This is a genomic window from Bacillus sp. EKM420B (genome assembly GCF_011065565.1).
GTDB lineage: Bacteria > Bacillota > Bacilli > Bacillales > Bacillaceae > Bacillus > Bacillus velezensis.
In genome coordinates, this window is sequence record NZ_JAAMNX010000003.1 from 399,471 (window position 1) to 418,292 (window position 18,822).

General features: G+C 46.5%; 16 protein-coding genes and 2 pseudogenes. 16 read left to right on the forward strand and 2 right to left on the reverse strand.

Annotated features, from left to right (window positions below):
- The first annotated feature begins 49 nt into the window (after positions 1–49).
- Together G9F48_RS12085 and G9F48_RS12090 are read left to right on the forward strand one after the other, a co-directional pair.
- On the forward strand, positions 50–619 hold the full coding sequence (locus G9F48_RS12085) for a ComE operon protein 2 (protein ID WP_003152868.1): 570 nt from the start codon (positions 50–52) through the stop codon (positions 617–619).
- Complete coding sequence (locus tag G9F48_RS12090; RefSeq protein ID WP_165409544.1) at positions 620–2,971, forward strand: DNA internalization-related competence protein ComEC/Rec2; 2,352 nt, start codon at positions 620–622, stop codon at positions 2,969–2,971.
- 18 nt (positions 2,972–2,989) lie between these two features.
- Here G9F48_RS12090 and G9F48_RS12095 read toward each other — a convergent pair whose 3' ends face one another.
- On the reverse strand, positions 2,990–3,124 hold the full coding sequence (locus G9F48_RS12095; protein ID WP_003152870.1) for a YqzM family protein: 135 nt from the start codon (positions 3,122–3,124) through the stop codon (positions 2,990–2,992).
- A gap of 40 nt (positions 3,125–3,164) precedes the next feature.
- On the opposite strand from G9F48_RS12095, the pseudogene G9F48_RS12100 reads away from it, so the two are divergent.
- Both G9F48_RS12100 and holA read left to right on the forward strand, forming a co-directional pair.
- A pseudogene (locus G9F48_RS12100) lies at positions 3,165–3,319 on the forward strand (hypothetical protein).
- A gap of 39 nt (positions 3,320–3,358) precedes the next feature.
- Positions 3,359–4,400, forward strand: a pseudogene (holA, locus tag G9F48_RS12105) (DNA polymerase III subunit delta).
- A gap of 16 nt (positions 4,401–4,416) precedes the next feature.
- Here the strand turns inward: holA and rpsT are convergent.
- Positions 4,417–4,683 (reverse strand): 30S ribosomal protein S20, encoded by a 267-nt coding sequence (rpsT, locus tag G9F48_RS12110; RefSeq protein ID WP_003152876.1) that lies wholly within the window; start codon positions 4,681–4,683, stop codon positions 4,417–4,419.
- 202 nt (positions 4,684–4,885) lie between these two features.
- Between rpsT and gpr the strand changes: the two genes are divergently transcribed.
- The 12 genes from gpr (at position 4,886) to mtaB (ending at position 18,805) form a co-directional block, all read left to right on the forward strand.
- A complete protein-coding gene (gpr, locus tag G9F48_RS12115) occupies positions 4,886–5,992 on the forward strand; it encodes a GPR endopeptidase (RefSeq protein ID WP_165409545.1) in 1,107 nt (368 codons plus the stop codon).
- A gap of 67 nt (positions 5,993–6,059) precedes the next feature.
- Complete coding sequence (gene spoIIP, locus G9F48_RS12120) at positions 6,060–7,253, forward strand: stage II sporulation protein P (RefSeq protein ID WP_103526740.1); 1,194 nt, start codon at positions 6,060–6,062, stop codon at positions 7,251–7,253.
- Between the two features lie 16 nt (positions 7,254–7,269).
- A complete protein-coding gene (locus G9F48_RS12125) occupies positions 7,270–7,608 on the forward strand; it encodes a YqxA family protein (RefSeq protein ID WP_007408270.1) in 339 nt (112 codons plus the stop codon).
- Between the two features lie 132 nt (positions 7,609–7,740).
- Entirely contained in the window at positions 7,741–9,576 is a 1,836-nt protein-coding gene (lepA, locus tag G9F48_RS12130) for a translation elongation factor 4 (RefSeq protein ID WP_013352938.1), read from the forward strand.
- Positions 9,577–9,635: 59 nt separating this feature from the next.
- Positions 9,636–10,775, forward strand: a complete 1,140-nt coding sequence (hemW, locus tag G9F48_RS12135) for a radical SAM family heme chaperone HemW (RefSeq protein WP_003152887.1) — start codon at positions 9,636–9,638, stop codon at positions 10,773–10,775.
- Positions 10,776–10,855: 80 nt separating this feature from the next.
- Complete coding sequence (gene hrcA / locus G9F48_RS12140; protein WP_017418176.1) at positions 10,856–11,887, forward strand: heat-inducible transcriptional repressor HrcA; 1,032 nt, start codon at positions 10,856–10,858, stop codon at positions 11,885–11,887.
- Positions 11,888–11,946: 59 nt separating this feature from the next.
- On the forward strand, positions 11,947–12,522 hold the full coding sequence (gene grpE / locus G9F48_RS12145) for a nucleotide exchange factor GrpE (RefSeq protein ID WP_003152892.1): 576 nt from the start codon (positions 11,947–11,949) through the stop codon (positions 12,520–12,522).
- Between the two features lie 24 nt (positions 12,523–12,546).
- Positions 12,547–14,385, forward strand: coding sequence for a molecular chaperone DnaK (gene dnaK / locus G9F48_RS12150; protein WP_007408273.1), 1,839 nt, complete (start codon positions 12,547–12,549; stop codon positions 14,383–14,385).
- A gap of 185 nt (positions 14,386–14,570) precedes the next feature.
- Positions 14,571–15,698, forward strand: a complete 1,128-nt coding sequence (gene dnaJ / locus G9F48_RS12155; RefSeq protein WP_003152895.1) for a molecular chaperone DnaJ — start codon at positions 14,571–14,573, stop codon at positions 15,696–15,698.
- Positions 15,699–15,721: 23 nt separating this feature from the next.
- Positions 15,722–16,657: a 50S ribosomal protein L11 methyltransferase gene (prmA, locus tag G9F48_RS12160; RefSeq protein ID WP_003152897.1), complete on the forward strand. Its 936-nt coding sequence runs from the start codon at positions 15,722–15,724 to the stop codon at positions 16,655–16,657.
- Between the two features lie 22 nt (positions 16,658–16,679).
- Entirely contained in the window at positions 16,680–17,450 is a 771-nt protein-coding gene (locus tag G9F48_RS12165; protein WP_165409546.1) for a 16S rRNA (uracil(1498)-N(3))-methyltransferase, read from the forward strand.
- Complete coding sequence (gene mtaB, locus G9F48_RS12170) at positions 17,450–18,805, forward strand: tRNA (N(6)-L-threonylcarbamoyladenosine(37)-C(2))-methylthiotransferase MtaB (RefSeq protein WP_014305444.1); 1,356 nt, start codon at positions 17,450–17,452, stop codon at positions 18,803–18,805. The genes G9F48_RS12165 and mtaB overlap by 1 nt, the downstream gene beginning before the upstream one ends.
- Positions 18,806–18,822 lie beyond the last annotated feature (17 nt).

Genomic DNA, 18,822 nt, shown 5'->3' on the forward strand with positions numbered 1-18,822 from the left:
AATCTATGTAAACTTAGAAAAGCAACAAGACTTTTTGGAGGGAACACTTGTGGAACGAATCTCATGGAATCAATATTTTATGGCGCAAAGCCATTTGCTGGCGCTGAGAAGCACATGTCCGAGACTGTCAGTCGGGGCAACCGTAGTCAGAGATAAGCGGATGATTGCCGGCGGATACAACGGCTCAATTGCCGGCGGCGTCCATTGCGCTGATGAAGGATGCCTTTTAATAGATAATCATTGCCAGAGGACCATACATGCAGAGATGAATGCGATTCTGCAATGTTCTAAGTTCGGTGTTCCGACGGAGGGCGCCGAAATTTATGTGACGCATTATCCTTGTATTCAATGCTGCAAATCAATTATCCAGGCAGGCATCAAAACGGTCTATTATGCCGAAGATTACAAAACACAGCCTTATGCAAAAGAGCTGTTCAGCCAAGCCGGAGTCAAGGTGGAGCAGGTCGAACTTGATGAAATGATCATCGATCTGAAAAACCGCGAAAAATTGTCTTTTGTCGCAGGTCTGATTCAGCAATTATCTGATGCGGGAGTTAAGGCAGATGAACTGAAAAAAATTCATGAACAGGCCAATGAGCTGTTTACCAGTTACGTATAAATGAAATATAAATACCTTCTTCTGCCTCTGGCGGCGGTTTCTGCAACTGCGGGGATTGCCGCCGCTCATGTCTTCTGGGTTCTGCTCCTTTTTCTTCTGTATCTTCTCTTTATTATGATAAAAACAAAGCAGCCTGCCCCGGTTATCATCTGCCTCGTTTCTTTTTGTGTTTATTTCTTTCTTTATACGGTTTGTGACGCTGCGAATGTAACGCTATATCAGGCCGGCAGTTATACTGAACAGGCCGTCATCACTAATATTCCGAAGGTTGACGGAGCGAAAATGTCAGCCGTTATCCGTACACATGACAAGGAAAAATGGGCGGCTTCGTATAAAATCCGGTCTCTTGAGGAAAAGAGACTCATTGAACAGCTTGAACCGGGGATGCGCTGCACGTTTACAGGATCTCTGGAACAGCCTGCACATGCGACGATTCCCGGAGGTTTTGATTATAAGGAATATCTTTACTCTCAGCAGATTCACTGGTTATTTTCCGTGACTTCCATTCAGCGGTGTGAAAAATCCAAACAGCCGCTGTTTAAACTGCTGAACATCAGAAAAAATTTGATTTCAATCATTCGGAATCACGTGCCTGAATCTTCCGCCGGAATTGTTGAAGCGCTGACCTTAGGTGAAAGATTTTCTATAGAGGACGATATACTGAGTGCATATCAAAATTTGGGAGTCGTTCATTTAATGGCGATTTCCGGAATGCATGTCGGTCTTATTACGGCGGGACTATTTTATGCTCTGATCAGAATCGGGCTGACAAGAGAAAAGGCGGGGATGTTGCTGCTGCTGTTTTTGCCGGTGTATACGCTGCTGAGCGGTGCCGCCCCATCCGTATTGCGCGCATCCCTCATGCTGGGATTTTATATCGCCGGAACTCTTGTTAAACGCGGCATTCATTCCTCTGCTGCATTGTCTCTGTCTTATCTGCTGCTCCTGCTGTTTAATCCTTACCTCCTTTGGCAGGCGGGCTTCCAGCTTTCCTTTGCGGTAAGCGCCTCTTTAATTCTGTCATCCTCCATTTTAAAGAAAGCAGGGAAAAGCAGACTTGCCGGGCTTGCGATGGCCTCATTCATTGCAGAGCTCAGCTCACTTCCGTTTCTTCTCTATCATTTTCAGCAAATTTCACTTGTCAGTTTTCCGATGAACATGGTGATGGTGCCATTTTATACGTTATTTGTCATTCCGGTTTCTGTCATCGGCTTCCTTCTTCTTTTGCTTTCAAGGCAGGTGGGAGAATGTTTGTTTGATATGTTTGACCTTGTGATGAAGCCTGTGCATGATTTCATTACATATGCGGCATCCGTTGATTTATTTACTATGATTGTGTCAAAGCCTGACTTTCTTTCCCTTCTTCTGCTTGCGGTTTCCGTTTTTACGCTTTTTGCGGCTTTGGAAAAGGGAGGTTTTTTAAAACTCAGGAAATCGGCTCTTTTTTTCTGCGCGGTTTTGGCTTATTTAATATGCCGTCCGTATTTCAGTCCATGGGGAGAAGCGGATATGCTTGATATCGGGCAGGGAGACTCGCTGTTTATAAGCGCGCCGCACCGCAAAGGGACCGTAATGGTTGATACAGGGGGAGTGATTGCTTATCCCGGAGAATCATGGAAAGAAAAACGCCACCCGTATTCTATCGGCGAGAAGGTTTTGATTCCGTTTTTAAACGGAAAAGGGGTGAAAAAGCTGGATGCGCTGATTTTAACCCATGCGGATCAGGATCACATCGGAGAAGCCGGAGTGTTAATCAAAAATCATAGAGTCAAACGGTTAATTGTCCCCGTGGGATTCGTAAAAGAACCGAAGGATCAGAACATATTAAAAATGGCGAAAGAAAACAACATTCCCGTTGCCGAAGCAAAACGGGGCGACACCATTACAGCGGGTGATCTTCAGTTTCAGGTGCTGTCTCCGGAGTCATCTGACGGAAAGAGTAAAAATGATTCATCACTGGTGCTTTGGACGGTTTTAGGCGGAGTGAGCTGGCTTTTGACGGGAGATTTAGAATCGGACGGCGAAACAGAAGTGCTGAAAACGTATCCGAAACTGAAGGCTGATATATTGAAGGCGGGTCATCACGGCAGCAAAAGCTCAACGAGTGAAGCCTTTTTGAAACAGCTTCAGCCGGAAGCAGCGCTGATTTCAGCAGAAAAAGAGAATCGATACCATCATCCGCATGAAGAAGTGCTGGATCGTTTGAAGGCGTACTCTGTCAATGTGCTTCGCACCGATATCAGCGGAACGATTCAATACAGATTTGAAAAAGGCGCCGGAACGTTTTCCGTCTTCCCTCCATATGATATAGAAGAAACCAGGGCGCAAGAAGTAAAAAAGACTGCCGATTGACAGCAGCCCGGAATGCGGCTAAGAGCCGATAAGATGGATGGCTGTTGCCATCACGAACAAAAAGGCGAAAAATCCGAAGGACACGACAAAACCGACAGCTGAGTCAACAGCATCATTTCGTTTGCTTTGAACGTTTTTTTCAAAATCATTCAATTTCATCCCTCCTGACTTCCCTAAGTATACTGGAATTGTTTTGAAAAATCTAGAAGTGATGGTAACGTTTTCTGTTCTTGTGATTATCGCCTTTTTACAAGCAGACCCGGGAGCTTGTGAATCAGGCGTTTATTATAAATGAGGAAGCTGTCCTTTTTAAAGCTTCCTCTTTACTATTTGCCGAACTCAATTTAGGATAGAAGGGGATCAAGAAAGAGAGGAAGTCATACGATCATGGTATTTGATGTTTGGAAAGCCCTGAAAAAAGGGGATGTCCGCTCCGTTTATTGCTTATACGGAAAAGAAACGTATCTGCTCCAAGAGACTGTCAGCCGGATCAGACAAGCTGTCGTTGATGAGGAGACTAAAGATTTTAACCTGTCTGTTTTTGATCTTGAAGAGGATCCGCTTGACCAGGCCATAACCGATGCGGAAACGTTTCCGTTTATGGGAGAGAAGCGGCTGGTTATCGTAAAAAATCCGTCTTTTTTAACAGGGGAAAAAAAGAAAGAAAAAATAGAGCATAATACAAGCGCTTTGGAGACTTACCTGAAGGAGCCTGCGCCTTATACGGTCTTTGTGATTGTGGCTCCGTATGAAAAGCTGGACGAACGGAAAAAGCTGACGAAAGCGCTGAAGCAAAAAGCCCTTATGATTGAAGCTAAGGAGCTGAATGCAAAGGAGACGACTGATTTTACGATTAATCTGGCGAAATCCGAAAATAAAACGATGGATACAGAAGCTGCCGAGCATTTGGTTCTGCTTGCAAACGGCCATCTGTCTTCCATATATCAGGAAATACAAAAACTCTCCGCCTACACCGGTGACAGACATGAGATCACGCTTGAAGATGTCCGGGAGCTTGTCGCAAGAAGTTTGGAGCAGAATATTTTTGAGCTGATCAACAAAATCGTGAACCGAAAACGGACGGAAAGTCTTCAAATATTTTATGATCTTTTAAAACAAAACGAAGAACCGATCAAAATTATGGCGCTGATCGCCAACCAATTCCGTCTGATTATGCAGACAAAGTATTTTGCGGGACAAGGATACGGCCAAAAGCAAATCGCTTCCAATTTAAAGGTGCACCCCTTCCGGGTAAAGCTGGCGGTGGATCAGGCGAGGCTTTTTTCTGAAGAAGAGCTGCGGCGTATTATAGAAAGGCTCGCAGTGATGGATTATGAAATGAAAACGGGGAAAAAGGACAAGCAGCTCTTGCTGGAGCTCTTTCTCCTTGAGCTTCTCCGGACTGAATGAAAAAAACGATCCCCGTTAAAGGGATCGTTTTTGTATTATGCAGAAAGTCCGTTCACTTGTTTCGCAAGTCTAGATTTGTATCGAGCTGCGGCATTTTTGTGTACAAGACCTGTTTTCACTGCTTTATCAATGCGTTTCGCTGCTTCAGAAAGAGCAGTTTTCGCTTTATCCGCTTCGTTGTTAGCAACAGAAGCTTCAACTTGTTTGATTGCAGTACGCATAGCAGATTTGATTGTCGCGTTATGAGCGCGGCGTTCGTTGTTTGTTTTTGTACGTTTAATCGCTGATTTAATGTTTGGCATGTGTTTCACCTCCTAAGATACAACCTGTAGCACAGTGTCTTAAGGTTAAATCTTCTTCACAATAGAACAAATTGTATTCTATCAAACAGAACTTTAGATTGCAATATAAATGTAAAGTATTTTTCGTTGATGGGTAAATTCGCATGATTCGTTTTGTAAATGGTCACACTATGTACCACGATGATTGAAGGAGGTCTTTCCTGTGAAAAACAACGAACTGGATGTCAATCAATTTCTGATACGGACGGATTTAGCGGTAGAAACGAAACAGGCGGTAAAAGACGGACAAGCCGGTCAGACAAAAGAAATAAACGGGTTTATTGAAAAAGAACGCGACAAGGGCGGCATTAAAGTCAGAACCGTCGATATTACCAAAGAAGGCGCCGAGCTATCGGGGAAAAAGCAGGGACGCTATGTCACGATCGAGGCTCAAGGGGTTCGGGAACACGACTCTGACATGCAGGAAAAAGTAACGGAAGTGTTTGCCGAGGAATTTTCCGCCTATCTGTCGGCATTAAAGATTCCAAAGGATGCAAGCTGTTTGATCGTCGGTCTCGGCAACTGGAATGTGACGCCGGATGCGCTCGGCCCTCTCGTGACCGAAAACCTTCTTGTGACAAGGCATCTGTTCAGGCTTCAGCCGGAAAACGTGCAGGAAGGGTACAGGCCGGTCAGCGCGCTTGCTCCCGGTGTGATGGGATTAACGGGAATTGAAACGAGCGATATTATTCAAGGTGTGATCAAAGAATCAAAGCCGGATTTTGTGATTGCGGTAGACGCTCTTGCGGCAAGAGCCGTTGAAAGGGTGAACACGACCATCCAATTTTCTGATACGGGCATTCACCCGGGATCAGGCGTCGGCAATAAGAGAAAAGAATTAAGCAAGGAGACGCTCGGCATCCCCATCATCGCAATCGGGGTACCGACTGTCGTTGATGCGGTTACGATCGCGAGCGATACGGTGGATTATATATTAAAGCATTTCGGCAGAGAGATGAAAGATGACAGCCCGTCAAGATCTCTGGTGCCCGCCGGAATGAACTTCGGCAAAAAGAAGGTGCTGACAGACGAAGACCTTCCCGGAGAAAAAGAGCGCCAATCCTTTCTCGGTATTGTCGGCACGCTGGACGAAAACGAAAAACGCCAGCTGATTCACGAAGTGCTTTCTCCGCTCGGCCATAATCTGATGGTCACGCCGAAGGAGATTGACACCTTTATTGATGATATGGCGAACGTGCTTGCAAACGGGTTAAACACCGCCCTTCATGAAAAAGTGTCACAAGATAACAAAGGCTCTTATAATCATTAAAATGGTTCTACCTCCTCTAGCTTGTTCATAGAGTAATTACTAGACAAGCGCTGGAGGGATTCAAATCATGAGAAAAAAACGCAGAAACCGTCAAATTGTCGTTGCAGTAAACGGTGGAAATGCGCTCAAGGGCATGTTTTTGTTTATGACAAGCCTTATCGTTATTTTCGTATTATCGGGTGTGCTCACATCGCTTCGCCCTGAACTGAGGCTTTCTTCGGATTCTCTTCACGGAATTGCCGGAGAACTTCCGGGTGACGCGTTTGCACACCTCCTCGGTATGGAAAATCATTATTTCGCCTCAGAGCTTCCTGAAAAAGACTCTTTTCAGCTGTCCCGGCTTTCCTTAAAACTGGCGACAAGTATTAATATGGAAGACCCGCGGAGTTTCTTGGGACGTGAGCTGCCGGGATTTGCCCAATACGATACGGAGATCCTTCTGGCGGGGCAGGGGACGGATTATACGAATATGCCTGCTGAATCTCCGCCGCCGTCAAAGGTGATGGAAAAAGAAAAAGAAGTGAACCTGGCAGAAATCGAAAACAAAACGAAAAAAGAAGAAACGGCGCCGCCGAAACATTCAACAGGCAGCAAAAAAGTCGTTTTTATTTACCACACTCATAATACCGAATCCTATCTTCCTCTGTTAAAGGGGGAAACAAATCCGGATAACGCCCGCCATTCGAAGGCCAATGTCACGCTTGTCGGAGATATGTTCGGAAAAGCGCTTGAAGCGCAAGGTGTAGGAGCGGCCGTAGATAAAACCGACATTCAGGCCCGCCTGAACAAAGACGGCTTAAATTATGCGCGAAGCTATGACGAATCAAGGCCGGTCGTAAAAAGCGCGCTCGCCAAAAATAAAAACCTGCAATATACCATAGACATTCACCGGGATTCCCGCCGCAAGAAAAATACGACAGCCGACATCAAAGGAAAAAGCTATGCCAGAGTCGCCATCGTGGTCGGCAAAAAAAGCGCTAATTTTGAAGAAAACTATAAACTCGCAAGTGAACTTCATAAGCTGATGGAGAAAAAATACCCCGGCTTAAGCGTCGGTGTTTTATCAAAAGGCTCTCCGGGAGATAATGGAGTATACAACCAGGATTTAAACGACAGGTCGCTTCTGCTGGAATTCGGGGGCGTGGATAACAATCTAGAAGAACTGAGGCGCGCATCAGATGCCGTGGCCGATGTGTTCAGCGAACTGTACTGGGATGCAGACAAGGTCAGCTCGCAATCAGGAGAGAAGAAAAAACAATAGAAATCAGGTGATTCGAATGATCCGTTTTACCGGCAAATGCCTGCTGATCGCCATTGTCATGTTTTTCGGCGTTTTGTTCGGCATGCAGCAGGCAAACAGCGGAATGCTTGATATGAAAGGATACAAAGATCCCTCCTTAAAAGGAGCATTCACGCTCGGCGGCGGAGAAGGACAGGAAAAAGAAGCTTCCATTTTGGGGCAAACCGTTACGGCGAAAGATCTGGAAGAAAAACAAAAACAGCTGGAACAGGCGGAAACCTTCAACCTGTTTTCAAAAGCGGGAGAAACCCTTTCAAATACCGTGACAGACTCGGCGCAGGCGATGTACGAGTGGGTTTCGAAACTGAACCGATAGCATTGATGAAGAGAAAAGCGGATGATTCCTTAAAGGAAGCTTTTCTCTTTCTTGTTTTAATTGAATGTTTACAATCCTATTGATATAATCTAAGCTAGTGTATTTTGCGTTTAATAGTAGGAGTGATAGATTGTGACAGATAAAGAAAAGCGTTTAGAGAGGCAGTCAAGAATCCGGAATTTCTCCATCATCGCCCACATAGACCACGGCAAATCGACCTTGGCGGATCGGATTTTAGAAAAAACATCGGCGATCACCCAGCGGGAAATGAAAGAACAATTGCTTGATTCAATGGACCTTGAACGCGAACGGGGAATTACCATCAAATTAAATTCCGTTCAGCTGAAATACAAAGCAAAAGACGGAGAAGAATATATATTCCATCTCATCGACACGCCCGGACACGTCGACTTTACATATGAAGTTTCGCGAAGCCTGGCTGCCTGTGAAGGCGCGATTCTCGTTGTTGATGCGGCTCAGGGAATAGAAGCGCAGACATTGGCGAACGTCTATCTGGCGCTTGATAATGATCTTGAGATTCTTCCTGTCATTAATAAAATCGATCTTCCGAGCGCAGAGCCAGAACGTGTGCGTCAAGAGGTTGAGGACGTTATCGGCCTTGACGCTTCAGACGCCGTCCTCGCTTCAGCGAAAGCGGGCATCGGCATCGAAGACATTTTAGAACAGATCGTAGAAAAAGTGCCGGCTCCCGCGGGAGATCCGGAAGCTCCGCTGAAAGCGCTCATCTTTGACTCGCTTTATGACGCGTACCGCGGAGTCGTCGCGTATATCAGAGTCGTAGAAGGAACGGTCAAACCGGGCCAGAAAATTAAAATGATGGCAACCGGAAAAGAGTTTGAAGTCATTGAAGTCGGCGTCTTCACGCCGAAAGCGCAGCCGGCTGACGAATTGACAGTCGGTGACGTAGGCTATTTGACAGCCGCAATCAAAAACGTCGGCGACACCCGTGTCGGTGATACGATCACGAGCGCGGTTAAGCCTGCGGCAGAAGCGCTTCCGGGCTACCGCAAACTCAATCCGATGGTATACTGCGGACTTTATCCGATTGACACAGCCAAATATAATGATTTGCGCGAAGCTCTGGAAAAACTTGAATTGAACGATTCATCTCTTCAATACGAGGCGGAGACGTCACAAGCCCTCGGCTTCGGTTTCCGCTGCGGTTTTTTAGGAATGCTTCACATGGAAATCATTCAAGAGCGGATTGAACGGGAATTTAAAATTGACCTTATTACGACCGCGCCGAGCGTTATTTATGACGTTTATATGACGGACGGCGAAAAGATCATCGTGGATAACCCGTCAAACATGCCTGACCCGCAAAAAATAGAGCGGGTGGAAGAACCTTATGTCAAAGCGACGATGATGGTTCCGAACGATTACGTCGGAGCGGTTATGGAGCTTTGTCAGGGGAAACGGGGCAACTTTATCGATATGCAGTACTTAGACGCCAACCGGGTCAGCATTGTATATGAGATGCCTCTTGCGGAAATCGTATATGAATTTTTTGATCAGCTGAAATCCAGCACGAAAGGGTACGCCTCTTTCGATTACGAGCTGATCGGCTACAAACCGTCCAAACTCGTCAAAATGGACATTATGCTGAATGCAGAAAAAATTGATGCGCTGTCGTTTATCGTGCACCGCGATTACGCATACGAGCGCGGGAAAGTCATCGTCGAAAAATTGAAAGAATTGATCCCCCGCCAGCAATTCGAAGTGCCCGTGCAGGCAGCGATCGGACAGAAAATCGTGGCCCGCTCAACCATTAAGGCCATGCGGAAAAACGTCCTTGCAAAATGTTACGGAGGAGACATCTCGCGGAAACGGAAGCTTCTTGAAAAACAAAAAGAAGGAAAACGCCGGATGAAGCAGGTCGGCTCGGTAGAAGTGCCGCAGGAAGCGTTTATGGCCGTTCTTAAAATGGATGACAGCCCGAAAAAATAACGGAAGCCGCCGCAGTCCCGCGCTGCGGCTTCTTTCTGTAAAGAAGAAGGTGTTTCAAAATGAAATCAGCTTATATTCATATTCCGTTTTGTGAGCATATCTGCCACTATTGCGATTTCAATAAATATTTTATTCAGAGCCAGCCTGTCGATGAGTACTTAAACTCACTCGAAAAGGAAATGATAAATACAATAGAACGGACGGGACGCCCTGATCTCCGCACGATTTTTATCGGGGGAGGCACGCCGACATCGCTCTCACCCGCCCAGCTGGAAAAATTGATGGATTCCATTCACCGCGTGCTGAAACCTTCTGACGGACTCATAGAATTTGCCGCGGAAGCGAATCCGGATGATTTGTCCCCGGAAAAATTAAAAATCATGAAAAATGCCGGTGTCAACCGGCTGAGCTTCGGTGTTCAAACCTTTGAAGATGAGCTTTTACAAAAAATCGGGAGAGTGCATAAACAAAAGGACGTATTCACTTCCTTTGAACGTGCGAGGGCTCTCGGCTTTGACAACATCAGTCTCGATTTGATGTTCGGCCTGCCGGGTCAGACGCTGGCCGATCTTGACAATTCCGTCAAAACGGCTTTGTCTCTTGATGCGGAGCACTATTCCGTTTACTCGCTGATCGTAGAGCCGAAAACGGTGTTTTATAATTTAATGCAAAAAGGCCGCCTGCATCTCCCGGCGCAAGAACAAGAGGCCGAGATGTATGAAACGGTCATGAGGCAGATGAGTGAAGCGGGCATCCGTCAATACGAGATCAGTAACTTTGCAAAGCCCGGATACGAGTCTCAGCATAATCTGACGTATTGGAGCAATGAAGCGTATTTCGGTTTTGGCGCAGGCGCTCACGGGTATATCAGCGGCACGCGCACCGTCAACGCCGGGCCTGTGAAACATTACATTCAGCTCATCGAAGAGAAGGGGCTGCCTTACCGTGATACGCACGAGGTGACACGGGAGGAGCAGATTGAAGAAGAAATGTTCCTCGGTCTCAGAAAAATGTCCGGCGTACAAAAGCAAGCTTTTCTCGATAAATTCGGACGCTCGGTCGACGAACTGTTTCCCGATGTTCTCAAAGATTTAACCGAAAAAGGCCTGATCTGTGACACGGAAGAATCGGTTGCATTAACGCATGAGGGCAAATTATTAGGAAATGAGGTTTTTGGCGCTTTTTTGGGTGAGTTATAATTGACATTTTTCTTTTGGTTTGTTACTTTTGATATAGAATTAGCACTCGCTGACCTTGAGTGCTAACAGGGGTGATGATGATGTTAACAAATCGTCAGCTGTTGATCCTGCAAGTTATTATTAATGATTTTATACAATCAGCGCAGCCTGTAGGATCAAGAACTCTTTCAAAAAAAGACGAGATTACATTCAGCTCTGCAACGATCAGAAACGAGATGGCTGACTTGGAGGAATTGGGCTTTATTGAAAAAACCCATTCATCCTCAGGACGGATTCCGTCGGAAAAAGGGTACAGGTATTATGTCGATCATTTGCTGTCACCCGTCAAGCTGACAAAAACCGATCTGGATTTAATTCACTCGATATTTAAAGAAAAAATCTTCGAGCTGGAAAAAACAGTCCAAAAATCAGCGCAAATCCTGTCCGACCTGACAAACTACACATCGATTGTCCTCGGGCCGACGCTGAGCGAGAACTATCTTAAACAGATTCAAATCGTTCCGATCCAGCCGGATAAGGCGGTCGCCATCCTCGTCACGAACACGGGGCATGTCGAAAACCGCACCATCAATTTCCCGGCTAAAGTGGATTTGGCCGATATTGAAAAACTGGTCAATATATTAAACGATCGATTAGCGGGCGTGCCGATGGACGAACTGAATGAGCGCATTTTTAAAGAGGTTGTTACATATTTAAGGCAGCATATCGCCAACTATGACAGCATACTTGAATCGCTCCGCTCCACATTCCATCCGGCGGCCCACGTTGAGAAATTGTTTTTCGGCGGAAAGATCAACATGCTGAATCAGCCGGAGTTCCACGATATTGAAAGGGTCCGCTCGCTCTTATCTTTAATTGAAAAAGAGCAGGATGTTCTGAAGCTGTTTCAGTCATCAAAAGCCGGGATTTCAATCAAAATCGGGAAAGAAAACGACTACGAAGAAATGGAAAACTGCAGCTTAATCACGGCCACTTATACAGTTGATACGAAACAGATCGGATCAATCGCGATTATCGGGCCGACGCGCATGGATTATTCAAGAGTCGTCAGCCTGCTGCAGCACGTGACTTCGGACTTGTCAAAAGCATTCACAAGTTTGTATGATGAATAAGGGAATTTTGGCAATCATTTTCAGTCATCTTTTTACAGCATTTGAGGGAGGTGAACACAATGTCAGAAGAAAAACAAACCGCAGAACAGGTTGAAGCAGCAGAACAAGAAGAAGTGACAGAACAGGCAGAACAAGCGGCTTCACAAGAGCAGCATGAAGAAACGGCAGGTCAGGAAGAAGCCCTTCAGCACCAAATTGATGAATTGCAGGGTTTGCTTGATGAAAAAGAAAACAAGCTTTTGCGTGTTCAAGCAGACTTTGAAAACTATAAACGACGCAGCCGCCTTGAAATGGAAGCTGCTCAGAAATACCGTTCTCAAAACGTCGTAACGGAAATCCTTCCGGCTCTCGACAACTTTGAACGGGCGTTACAGGTAGAAGCTGAAAGCGAGCAGACAAAAAGCTTGCTGCAAGGTATGGAAATGGTCCGCCGCCAGCTGATGGACGCACTTGAAAAAGAAGGCGTTGAAGCCATCGAAGCTGTCGGTCAGGAATTTGATCCGAACCTTCACCAAGCCGTCATGCAGGTGGAAGATGAAAACTTCGGCAGCAATATTGTTATCGAAGAACTGCAAAAAGGCTACAAACTGAAGGATCGCGTCATCCGTCCTTCAATGGTAAAAGTGAATCAATAACTACATAGCAGGAGGTAATTCAAAGTGAGTAAAGTAATCGGAATTGACTTGGGTACGACAAACTCATGTGTGGCAGTGCTTGAAGGCGGAGAGCCTACAGTTATCGCCAACGCTGAAGGAAACCGTACGACTCCGTCAGTCGTTGCATTTAAAAACGGCGAGCGCCAAGTAGGGGAAGTGGCGAAACGCCAATCAATCACAAATCCTAACACAATCATGTCTGTTAAACGCCATATGGGTACTGACTATAAAGTGGAAATCGAAGGAAAAGACTACACGCCTCAAGAAGTGTCAGCTATTATCCTTCAGCATCTGAAAGCATACGCTGAAAGCTACCTCGGCGAAACAGTTTCAAAAGCCGTTATCACGGTTCCTGCATACTTCAACGATGCAGAGCGCCAAGCGACAAAAGATGCCGGTAAAATCGCCGGTCTTGAAGTAGAGCGTATTATCAACGAGCCGACTGCAGCAGCGCTTGCATACGGACTTGATAAAACGGACGAAGACCAAACGATTCTTGTTTACGACCTTGGCGGCGGTACGTTTGACGTATCTGTTCTTGAACTTGGCGACGGCGTGTTTGAAGTCCGTTCAACTGCCGGTGACAACCGTCTTGGCGGGGACGACTTTGACCAAGTCATCATCGATCATCTCGTAGCAGAATTCAAAAAAGAAAACGGCATTGATCTTTCAAAAGACAAAATGGCGCTTCAGCGTTTGAAAGATGCGGCTGAGAAAGCGAAAAAAGATCTTTCCGGCGTATCATCTACACAAATTTCTTTACCATTTATCACAGCGGGAGAAGCAGGTCCTCTTCACCTTGAGCTGACACTGACCCGCGCTAAATTCGAAGAGCTTTCCGCTCACCTTGTTGAGCGCACAATGGCTCCTGTCCGTCAGGCTCTTCAAGATGCGGATCTTTCTGCGAGCGAAATCGACAAAGTTATCCTTGTCGGCGGATCAACACGTATTCCTGCCGTACAGGAAGCAATTAAAAAAGAAACGGGTAAAGAAGCGCATAAAGGCGTAAACCCTGATGAAGTTGTAGCGCTGGGTGCAGCGATTCAAGGCGGCGTCATCACGGGAGACGTAAAAGACGTTGTTCTTCTTGACGTTACACCGCTTTCTCTCGGTATTGAAACAATGGGCGGCGTGTTCACGAAACTGATCGACCGCAACACGACAATTCCGACGAGCAAGTCTCAAGTATTCTCAACTGCAGCTGACAACCAAACGGCTGTTGACATTCACGTGCTTCAAGGTGAGCGCCCGATGTCTGCCGACAACAAAACGCTCGGCCGCTTCCAGCTTACTGATATCCCGCCTGCACCGCGCGGCGTACCGCAAATCGAAGTTTCTTTCGATATTGACAAAAACGGTATCGTAAATGTAAGAGCGAAAGACTTAGGCACAGGAAAAGAACAAAACATTACAATCAAATCTTCTTCAGGTCTTTCTGATGATGAGATCGAACGCATGGTAAAAGAAGCGGAAGAAAACGCTGACGCTGATGCGAAGAGAAAAGAAGAAATCGAAGTCCGCAACGAAGCTGACCAGCTTGTGTTCCAAACGGAAAAAACATTAAAAGATCTGGAAGGCAAAGTGGACGAAGAGCAAGTGAAAAAAGCAAACGACGCGAAAGACGCGCTGAAAGCCGCTATCGAGAAAAACGAAATTGAAGACATCAAAGCGAAAAAAGATGAGCTTCAAACAATCGTTCAAGAGCTTTCTATGAAGCTTTATGAAGAAGCGGCAAAAGCGCAGCAGGCTGAAGGCGGAGCGAACGCTGAAGGCAAAAAAGCGGACGACAACGTTGTCGATGCGGAATACGAAGAAGTAAAAGACGACGAAACGAAAAAATAAGTTCTTTCCCGCATGGCTATAGGCGGAAGAACACACAGCATATTCTGATTCAACAGACAGAAAGTCAAAGTCAGGCATCTCTTGGCTTTGACTTTTTTTCTTGCCCGGGATAAAAGGAATTGAAAAAACATAATTCAAAATGATACAATCTAATTTATGTGAGAAATTCGGGAGAGTGAAGCGAGATGAGTAAGCGTGATTACTATGAAGTGCTTGGGGTAAGTAAGAGCGCTTCAAAGGATGAAATCAAAAAAGCCTATCGGAAGCTTTCAAAAAAATATCATCCTGATATCAATAAAGAATCCGGAGCAGATGAAAAATTCAAAGAGGTAAAAGAAGCGTACGAAGCGCTCTCAGACGACCAAAAACGCGCTCAATATGACCAATTCGGCCATACAGACCCTAACCAGGGATTCGGCGGCGGTTTCGGAGGCGGCGGAGACTTCGGCGGCTTCGGTTTCGATGACATATTCTCAAGCATCTTCGGAGGCGGCACGAGACGCCGTGACCCGAATGCGCCGCGGCAAGGCGCGGATCTGCAGTATACAATGACCCTGTCATTTGAAGACGCGGCTTTCGGAAAAGAAACGATCATTGAAATTCCGCGCGAAGAGAATTGCGAAACATGTAAAGGATCGGGCGCAAAGCCGGGAACAAAGCCGGATACGTGCTCGCACTGCGGAGGTTCAGGCCAGCTGAACGTCGAACAGAACACGCCGTTTGGCAAAGTGGTTAACCGAAGAGTCTGCCACCACTGTGAAGGAACAGGAAAAATCATCAAAAACAAGTGTTCTGACTGCGGCGGCACGGGCAAAGTGAAAAAACGGAAAAAAATCAATGTCACGATTCCTGCCGGTGTGGATGACGGACAGCAGCTGCGCGTTCCGGGCCAAGGTGAACCTGGCGTAAACGGAGGGCCTGCGGGAGATCTGTTTGTCGTATTCCATGTGCGCGCCCACGAGTTCTTTGAACGCGACGGAGACGATATTTATTGCGAAATGCCGTTAACGTTTGCCCAAGCGGCACTCGGAGACGAAGTGGAAGTGCCGACGCTTCACGGAAAAGTGAAATTGAAAATACCTGCCGGCACACAAACCGGCACGAAATTCAGATTAAGAGGCAAAGGCGTTCAGAACGTCCGGGGCTACGGACAAGGCGACCAGCACATTGTCGTCCGCGTCGTCACACCGACGAATCTGACAGACAAACAAAAAGACATCATCCGCGAGTTCGCTGAAGTCAGCGGAAACCTGCCGGATGAACAAGAAATGAGTTTCTTTGACAAAGTAAAACGCGCATTTAAAGGCGAGTAATGATTGGATAGGAGTTGGTAGTTTTGAAATGGTCCGAAATCAGCATTCACACAACACATGAAGCGGTCGAACCCATCTCAAATATTTTGCATGAAGCTGGTGCGAGCGGGGTTGTCATCGAAGATCCGCTTGATTTAATGAAAGAGCGTGAGAATGTTTACGGGGAAATCTACCAGCTCGACCCCAATGATTACCCCGATGAGGGTGTCATTGTCAAAGCGTATCTGCCGATCAACAGTTTCCTCGGCGAAACGGTGGACGGCATTAAAGAGACGATTAATAATCTGCTTTTGTACGACATTGATTTAGGCAGAAACACAATCACCATTTCTGAAGTTAATGAAGAAGAATGGGCGACAGCTTGGAAAAAGTATTATCATCCGGTGAAAATTTCTGAAAAATTCACGATCGTACCCACATGGGAAACGTACACACCCGTGAATACCGATGAACTGATTATCGAAATGGATCCGGGCATGGCATTCGGTACGGGAACGCATCCGACAACCGTTCTGTGCATTCAGGCGCTTGAGCGTATCGTTCAAAAAGGCGACCGTGTCATTGATGTCGGCACCGGTTCAGGAATTTTAAGCATCGCGGCCGCCATGCTTGAGGCCGAATCGGTTCATGCATATGACCTTGATCCGGTCGCTGTTGAAAGCGCGCGTCTGAATCTAAAATTGAACAAAGTGAGTGATACGGCCGAAGTGAAGCAGAACAATTTGTTAGACGGCATCACGGGCGAACATGATGTCATTGTCGCAAATATTTTGGCGGAAGTGATTCTCCGCTTTACATCACAGGCGTACGACCTGCTCAAAGACGGAGGCCATTTTATTACTTCAGGCATTATCGGCCAGAAAAAACAGGAAGTAAAAGAAGCGTTGGAAAAAGCCGGCTTTACCATCACAGAAATTCTGTCTATGGAAGATTGGGTCAGCATCATCGCGAAAAAATAACAGTTAGTAGGTGTCACAGCGTATGCAACGATATTTTATCGAGCTCACGAAGCAGGAGATGGACGAAACTCCCGATTTTCAAATTACGGGGGAAGACGTCCACCATATAGCGAACGTCATGAGAATGAGTGCGGGAGACCGGATAATCTGCTGTTCGAAAGACGGCCATGAAGCGTTATGCCTGCTCAAAGCGGTTTCTAAAGACCATATATCATGCAGCATTGCTGAATGGACGGGTGAAAACCGTGAACTGCCTTTGAAGATCAGGATTGCCAGCGGCCTTCCGAAAGGCGATAAGCTTGAATGGATTATCCAAAAAGGGACCGAGCTGGGGGCTAGTATGTTCATCCCCTTTCAGGGCGCCAGATCCGTCGTTAAGCTAGACGACAAAAAGGCAAAGAAAAAACGGGAGAGATGGGCGAAAATCGCGAAGGAAGCGGCGGAGCAATCGTACCGCAATGAAATTCCCGAAGTGAAAACCGTTCATACGTTCCCGCAGCTGCTTGAAATGGCGGAGAATGTCGATAAATGTGTCGTTGCATACGAGGAGTCATCAAAGCAGGGAGAAACGGGCGCTTTCGCCGCGGAGCTTAAAAGCCTTCCGCAAGGTTCGTCTCTTTTAATCGTATTCGGCCCTGAAGGCGGTCTGACTGAGTCTGAAGTTCATCAGCTTTCAGAAAAAGGCGCCGTCTTATGCGGCCTCGGACCGAGAATTTTACGGACTGAAACTGCGCCTCTTTACGCGTTAAGCGCAGTTTCCTATCATACAGAGTTATTAAGAGGTGATCAGTAATGGCAACTGTTGCTTTTCATACCCTTGGCTGCAAGGTCAATCATTATGAAACAGAAGCAATCTGGCAGCTGTTTAAAGATGCGGGTTATGAACGAAAAGAATTCGAACAGACAGCAGATGTATATGTCATTAATACATGTACGGTAACAAACACGGGAGATAAAAAAAGCCGTCAAGTCATCAGACGGGCGATCCGCCAAAATCCTGACGGCGTCATCTGCGTAACAGGGTGCTATGCGCAAACCTCTCCGGCAGAAATTATGGCCATCCCGGGTGTTGACATCGTCGTCGGCACGCAGGATCGTGAAAAAATGCTCGGTTACATTGAGCAGTACAGGGAAGAGCGTCAGCCGATCAACGGCGTCGGCAATATTATGAAAGCACGCGTGTTTGAAGAGCTGGATGTTCCCGCTTTTACTGACCGCACAAGAGCGTCGTTAAAAATCCAAGAGGGCTGCAACAACTTCTGTACGTTCTGCATTATCCCTTGGGCGCGCGGCCTGCTTCGTTCCCGCGATCCGGAAGAAGTCATTAAACAGGCGCAGCAGCTGGTGGATGCCGGCTATAAAGAAATCGTCCTGACGGGGATTCATACGGGCGGCTACGGCGAAGATATGAAAGATTATAATTTCGCCAAGCTTCTCCGCGAGCTTGATACACGTGTAGAAGGACTGAAGCGGATCAGAATTTCATCTATTGAAGCAAGCCAAATCACTGATGAAGTGATTGAAGTGCTGGACGCGTCTGATAAAATCGTCCGCCACCTTCATATCCCGATTCAGTCAGGGTCAAACACCGTTCTGAAACGGATGAGACGCAAATATACGATGGAATTTTTCGCAGACCGTTTAAATAAGCTGAAAGAAGCGCTGCCGGGTCTTGCCGTCACATCTGATGTCATCGTCGGCTTCCCGGGTGAAACGGAAGAAGAATTTATGGAAACATACCGGTTCATTAAAGAACATAAGTTTTCAGAGCTTCACGTATTCCCTTACAGCAAACGCACCGGAACACCTGCGGCCAGAATGGAAGACCAGGTTGACGAGAACGTGAAAAACGAACGGGTGCATAAGCTGATTGCGCTGTCTGACCAGCTTGCCAAAGAATACGCCTCCGATTATGAAGGAGAGGTTCTGGAAATCATTCCGGAAGAGGCGTTTAAAGAGTCTGATGAGGACGGCATGTTCGTCGGATATACGGACAATTACATGAAAGTCGTCTTCAAAGGCACGGAAGATGTAATCGGCAAACTTGTCAAAGTCAAAATTCAAAAAGCGGGCTATCCGTATAATGAAGGACAATTCGTCCGCGTCGTTGAGGATGAAATGACCCGGAACATGCGCATGTCTTCATAACAGATAAAAAAACCGGT

What these genes read in the sequence shown, in the direction of transcription:
- G9F48_RS12090 (WP_165409544.1), top strand. Translation starts at nt 620, where the DNA reads ATGAAATATAAATACCTTCTTCTGCCTCTGGCGGCGGTTTCTGCAACT.
- G9F48_RS12165 (WP_165409546.1), top strand. Translation starts at nt 16,680, where the DNA reads ATGCAACGATATTTTATCGAGCTCACGAAGCAGGAGATGGACGAAACT.
- spoIIP (WP_103526740.1), top strand. Translation starts at nt 6,060, where the DNA reads ATGAGAAAAAAACGCAGAAACCGTCAAATTGTCGTTGCAGTAAACGGT.
- grpE (WP_003152892.1), top strand. Translation starts at nt 11,947, where the DNA reads ATGTCAGAAGAAAAACAAACCGCAGAACAGGTTGAAGCAGCAGAACAA.
- mtaB (WP_014305444.1), top strand. Translation starts at nt 17,450, where the DNA reads ATGGCAACTGTTGCTTTTCATACCCTTGGCTGCAAGGTCAATCATTAT.
- rpsT (WP_003152876.1), bottom strand. Translation starts at nt 4,683, where the DNA reads ATGCCAAACATTAAATCAGCGATTAAACGTACAAAAACAAACAACGAA.
- hrcA (WP_017418176.1), top strand. Translation starts at nt 10,856, where the DNA reads ATGTTAACAAATCGTCAGCTGTTGATCCTGCAAGTTATTATTAATGAT.
- dnaJ (WP_003152895.1), top strand. Translation starts at nt 14,571, where the DNA reads ATGAGTAAGCGTGATTACTATGAAGTGCTTGGGGTAAGTAAGAGCGCT.
- G9F48_RS12125 (WP_007408270.1), top strand. Translation starts at nt 7,270, where the DNA reads ATGATCCGTTTTACCGGCAAATGCCTGCTGATCGCCATTGTCATGTTT.
- hemW (WP_003152887.1), top strand. Translation starts at nt 9,636, where the DNA reads ATGAAATCAGCTTATATTCATATTCCGTTTTGTGAGCATATCTGCCAC.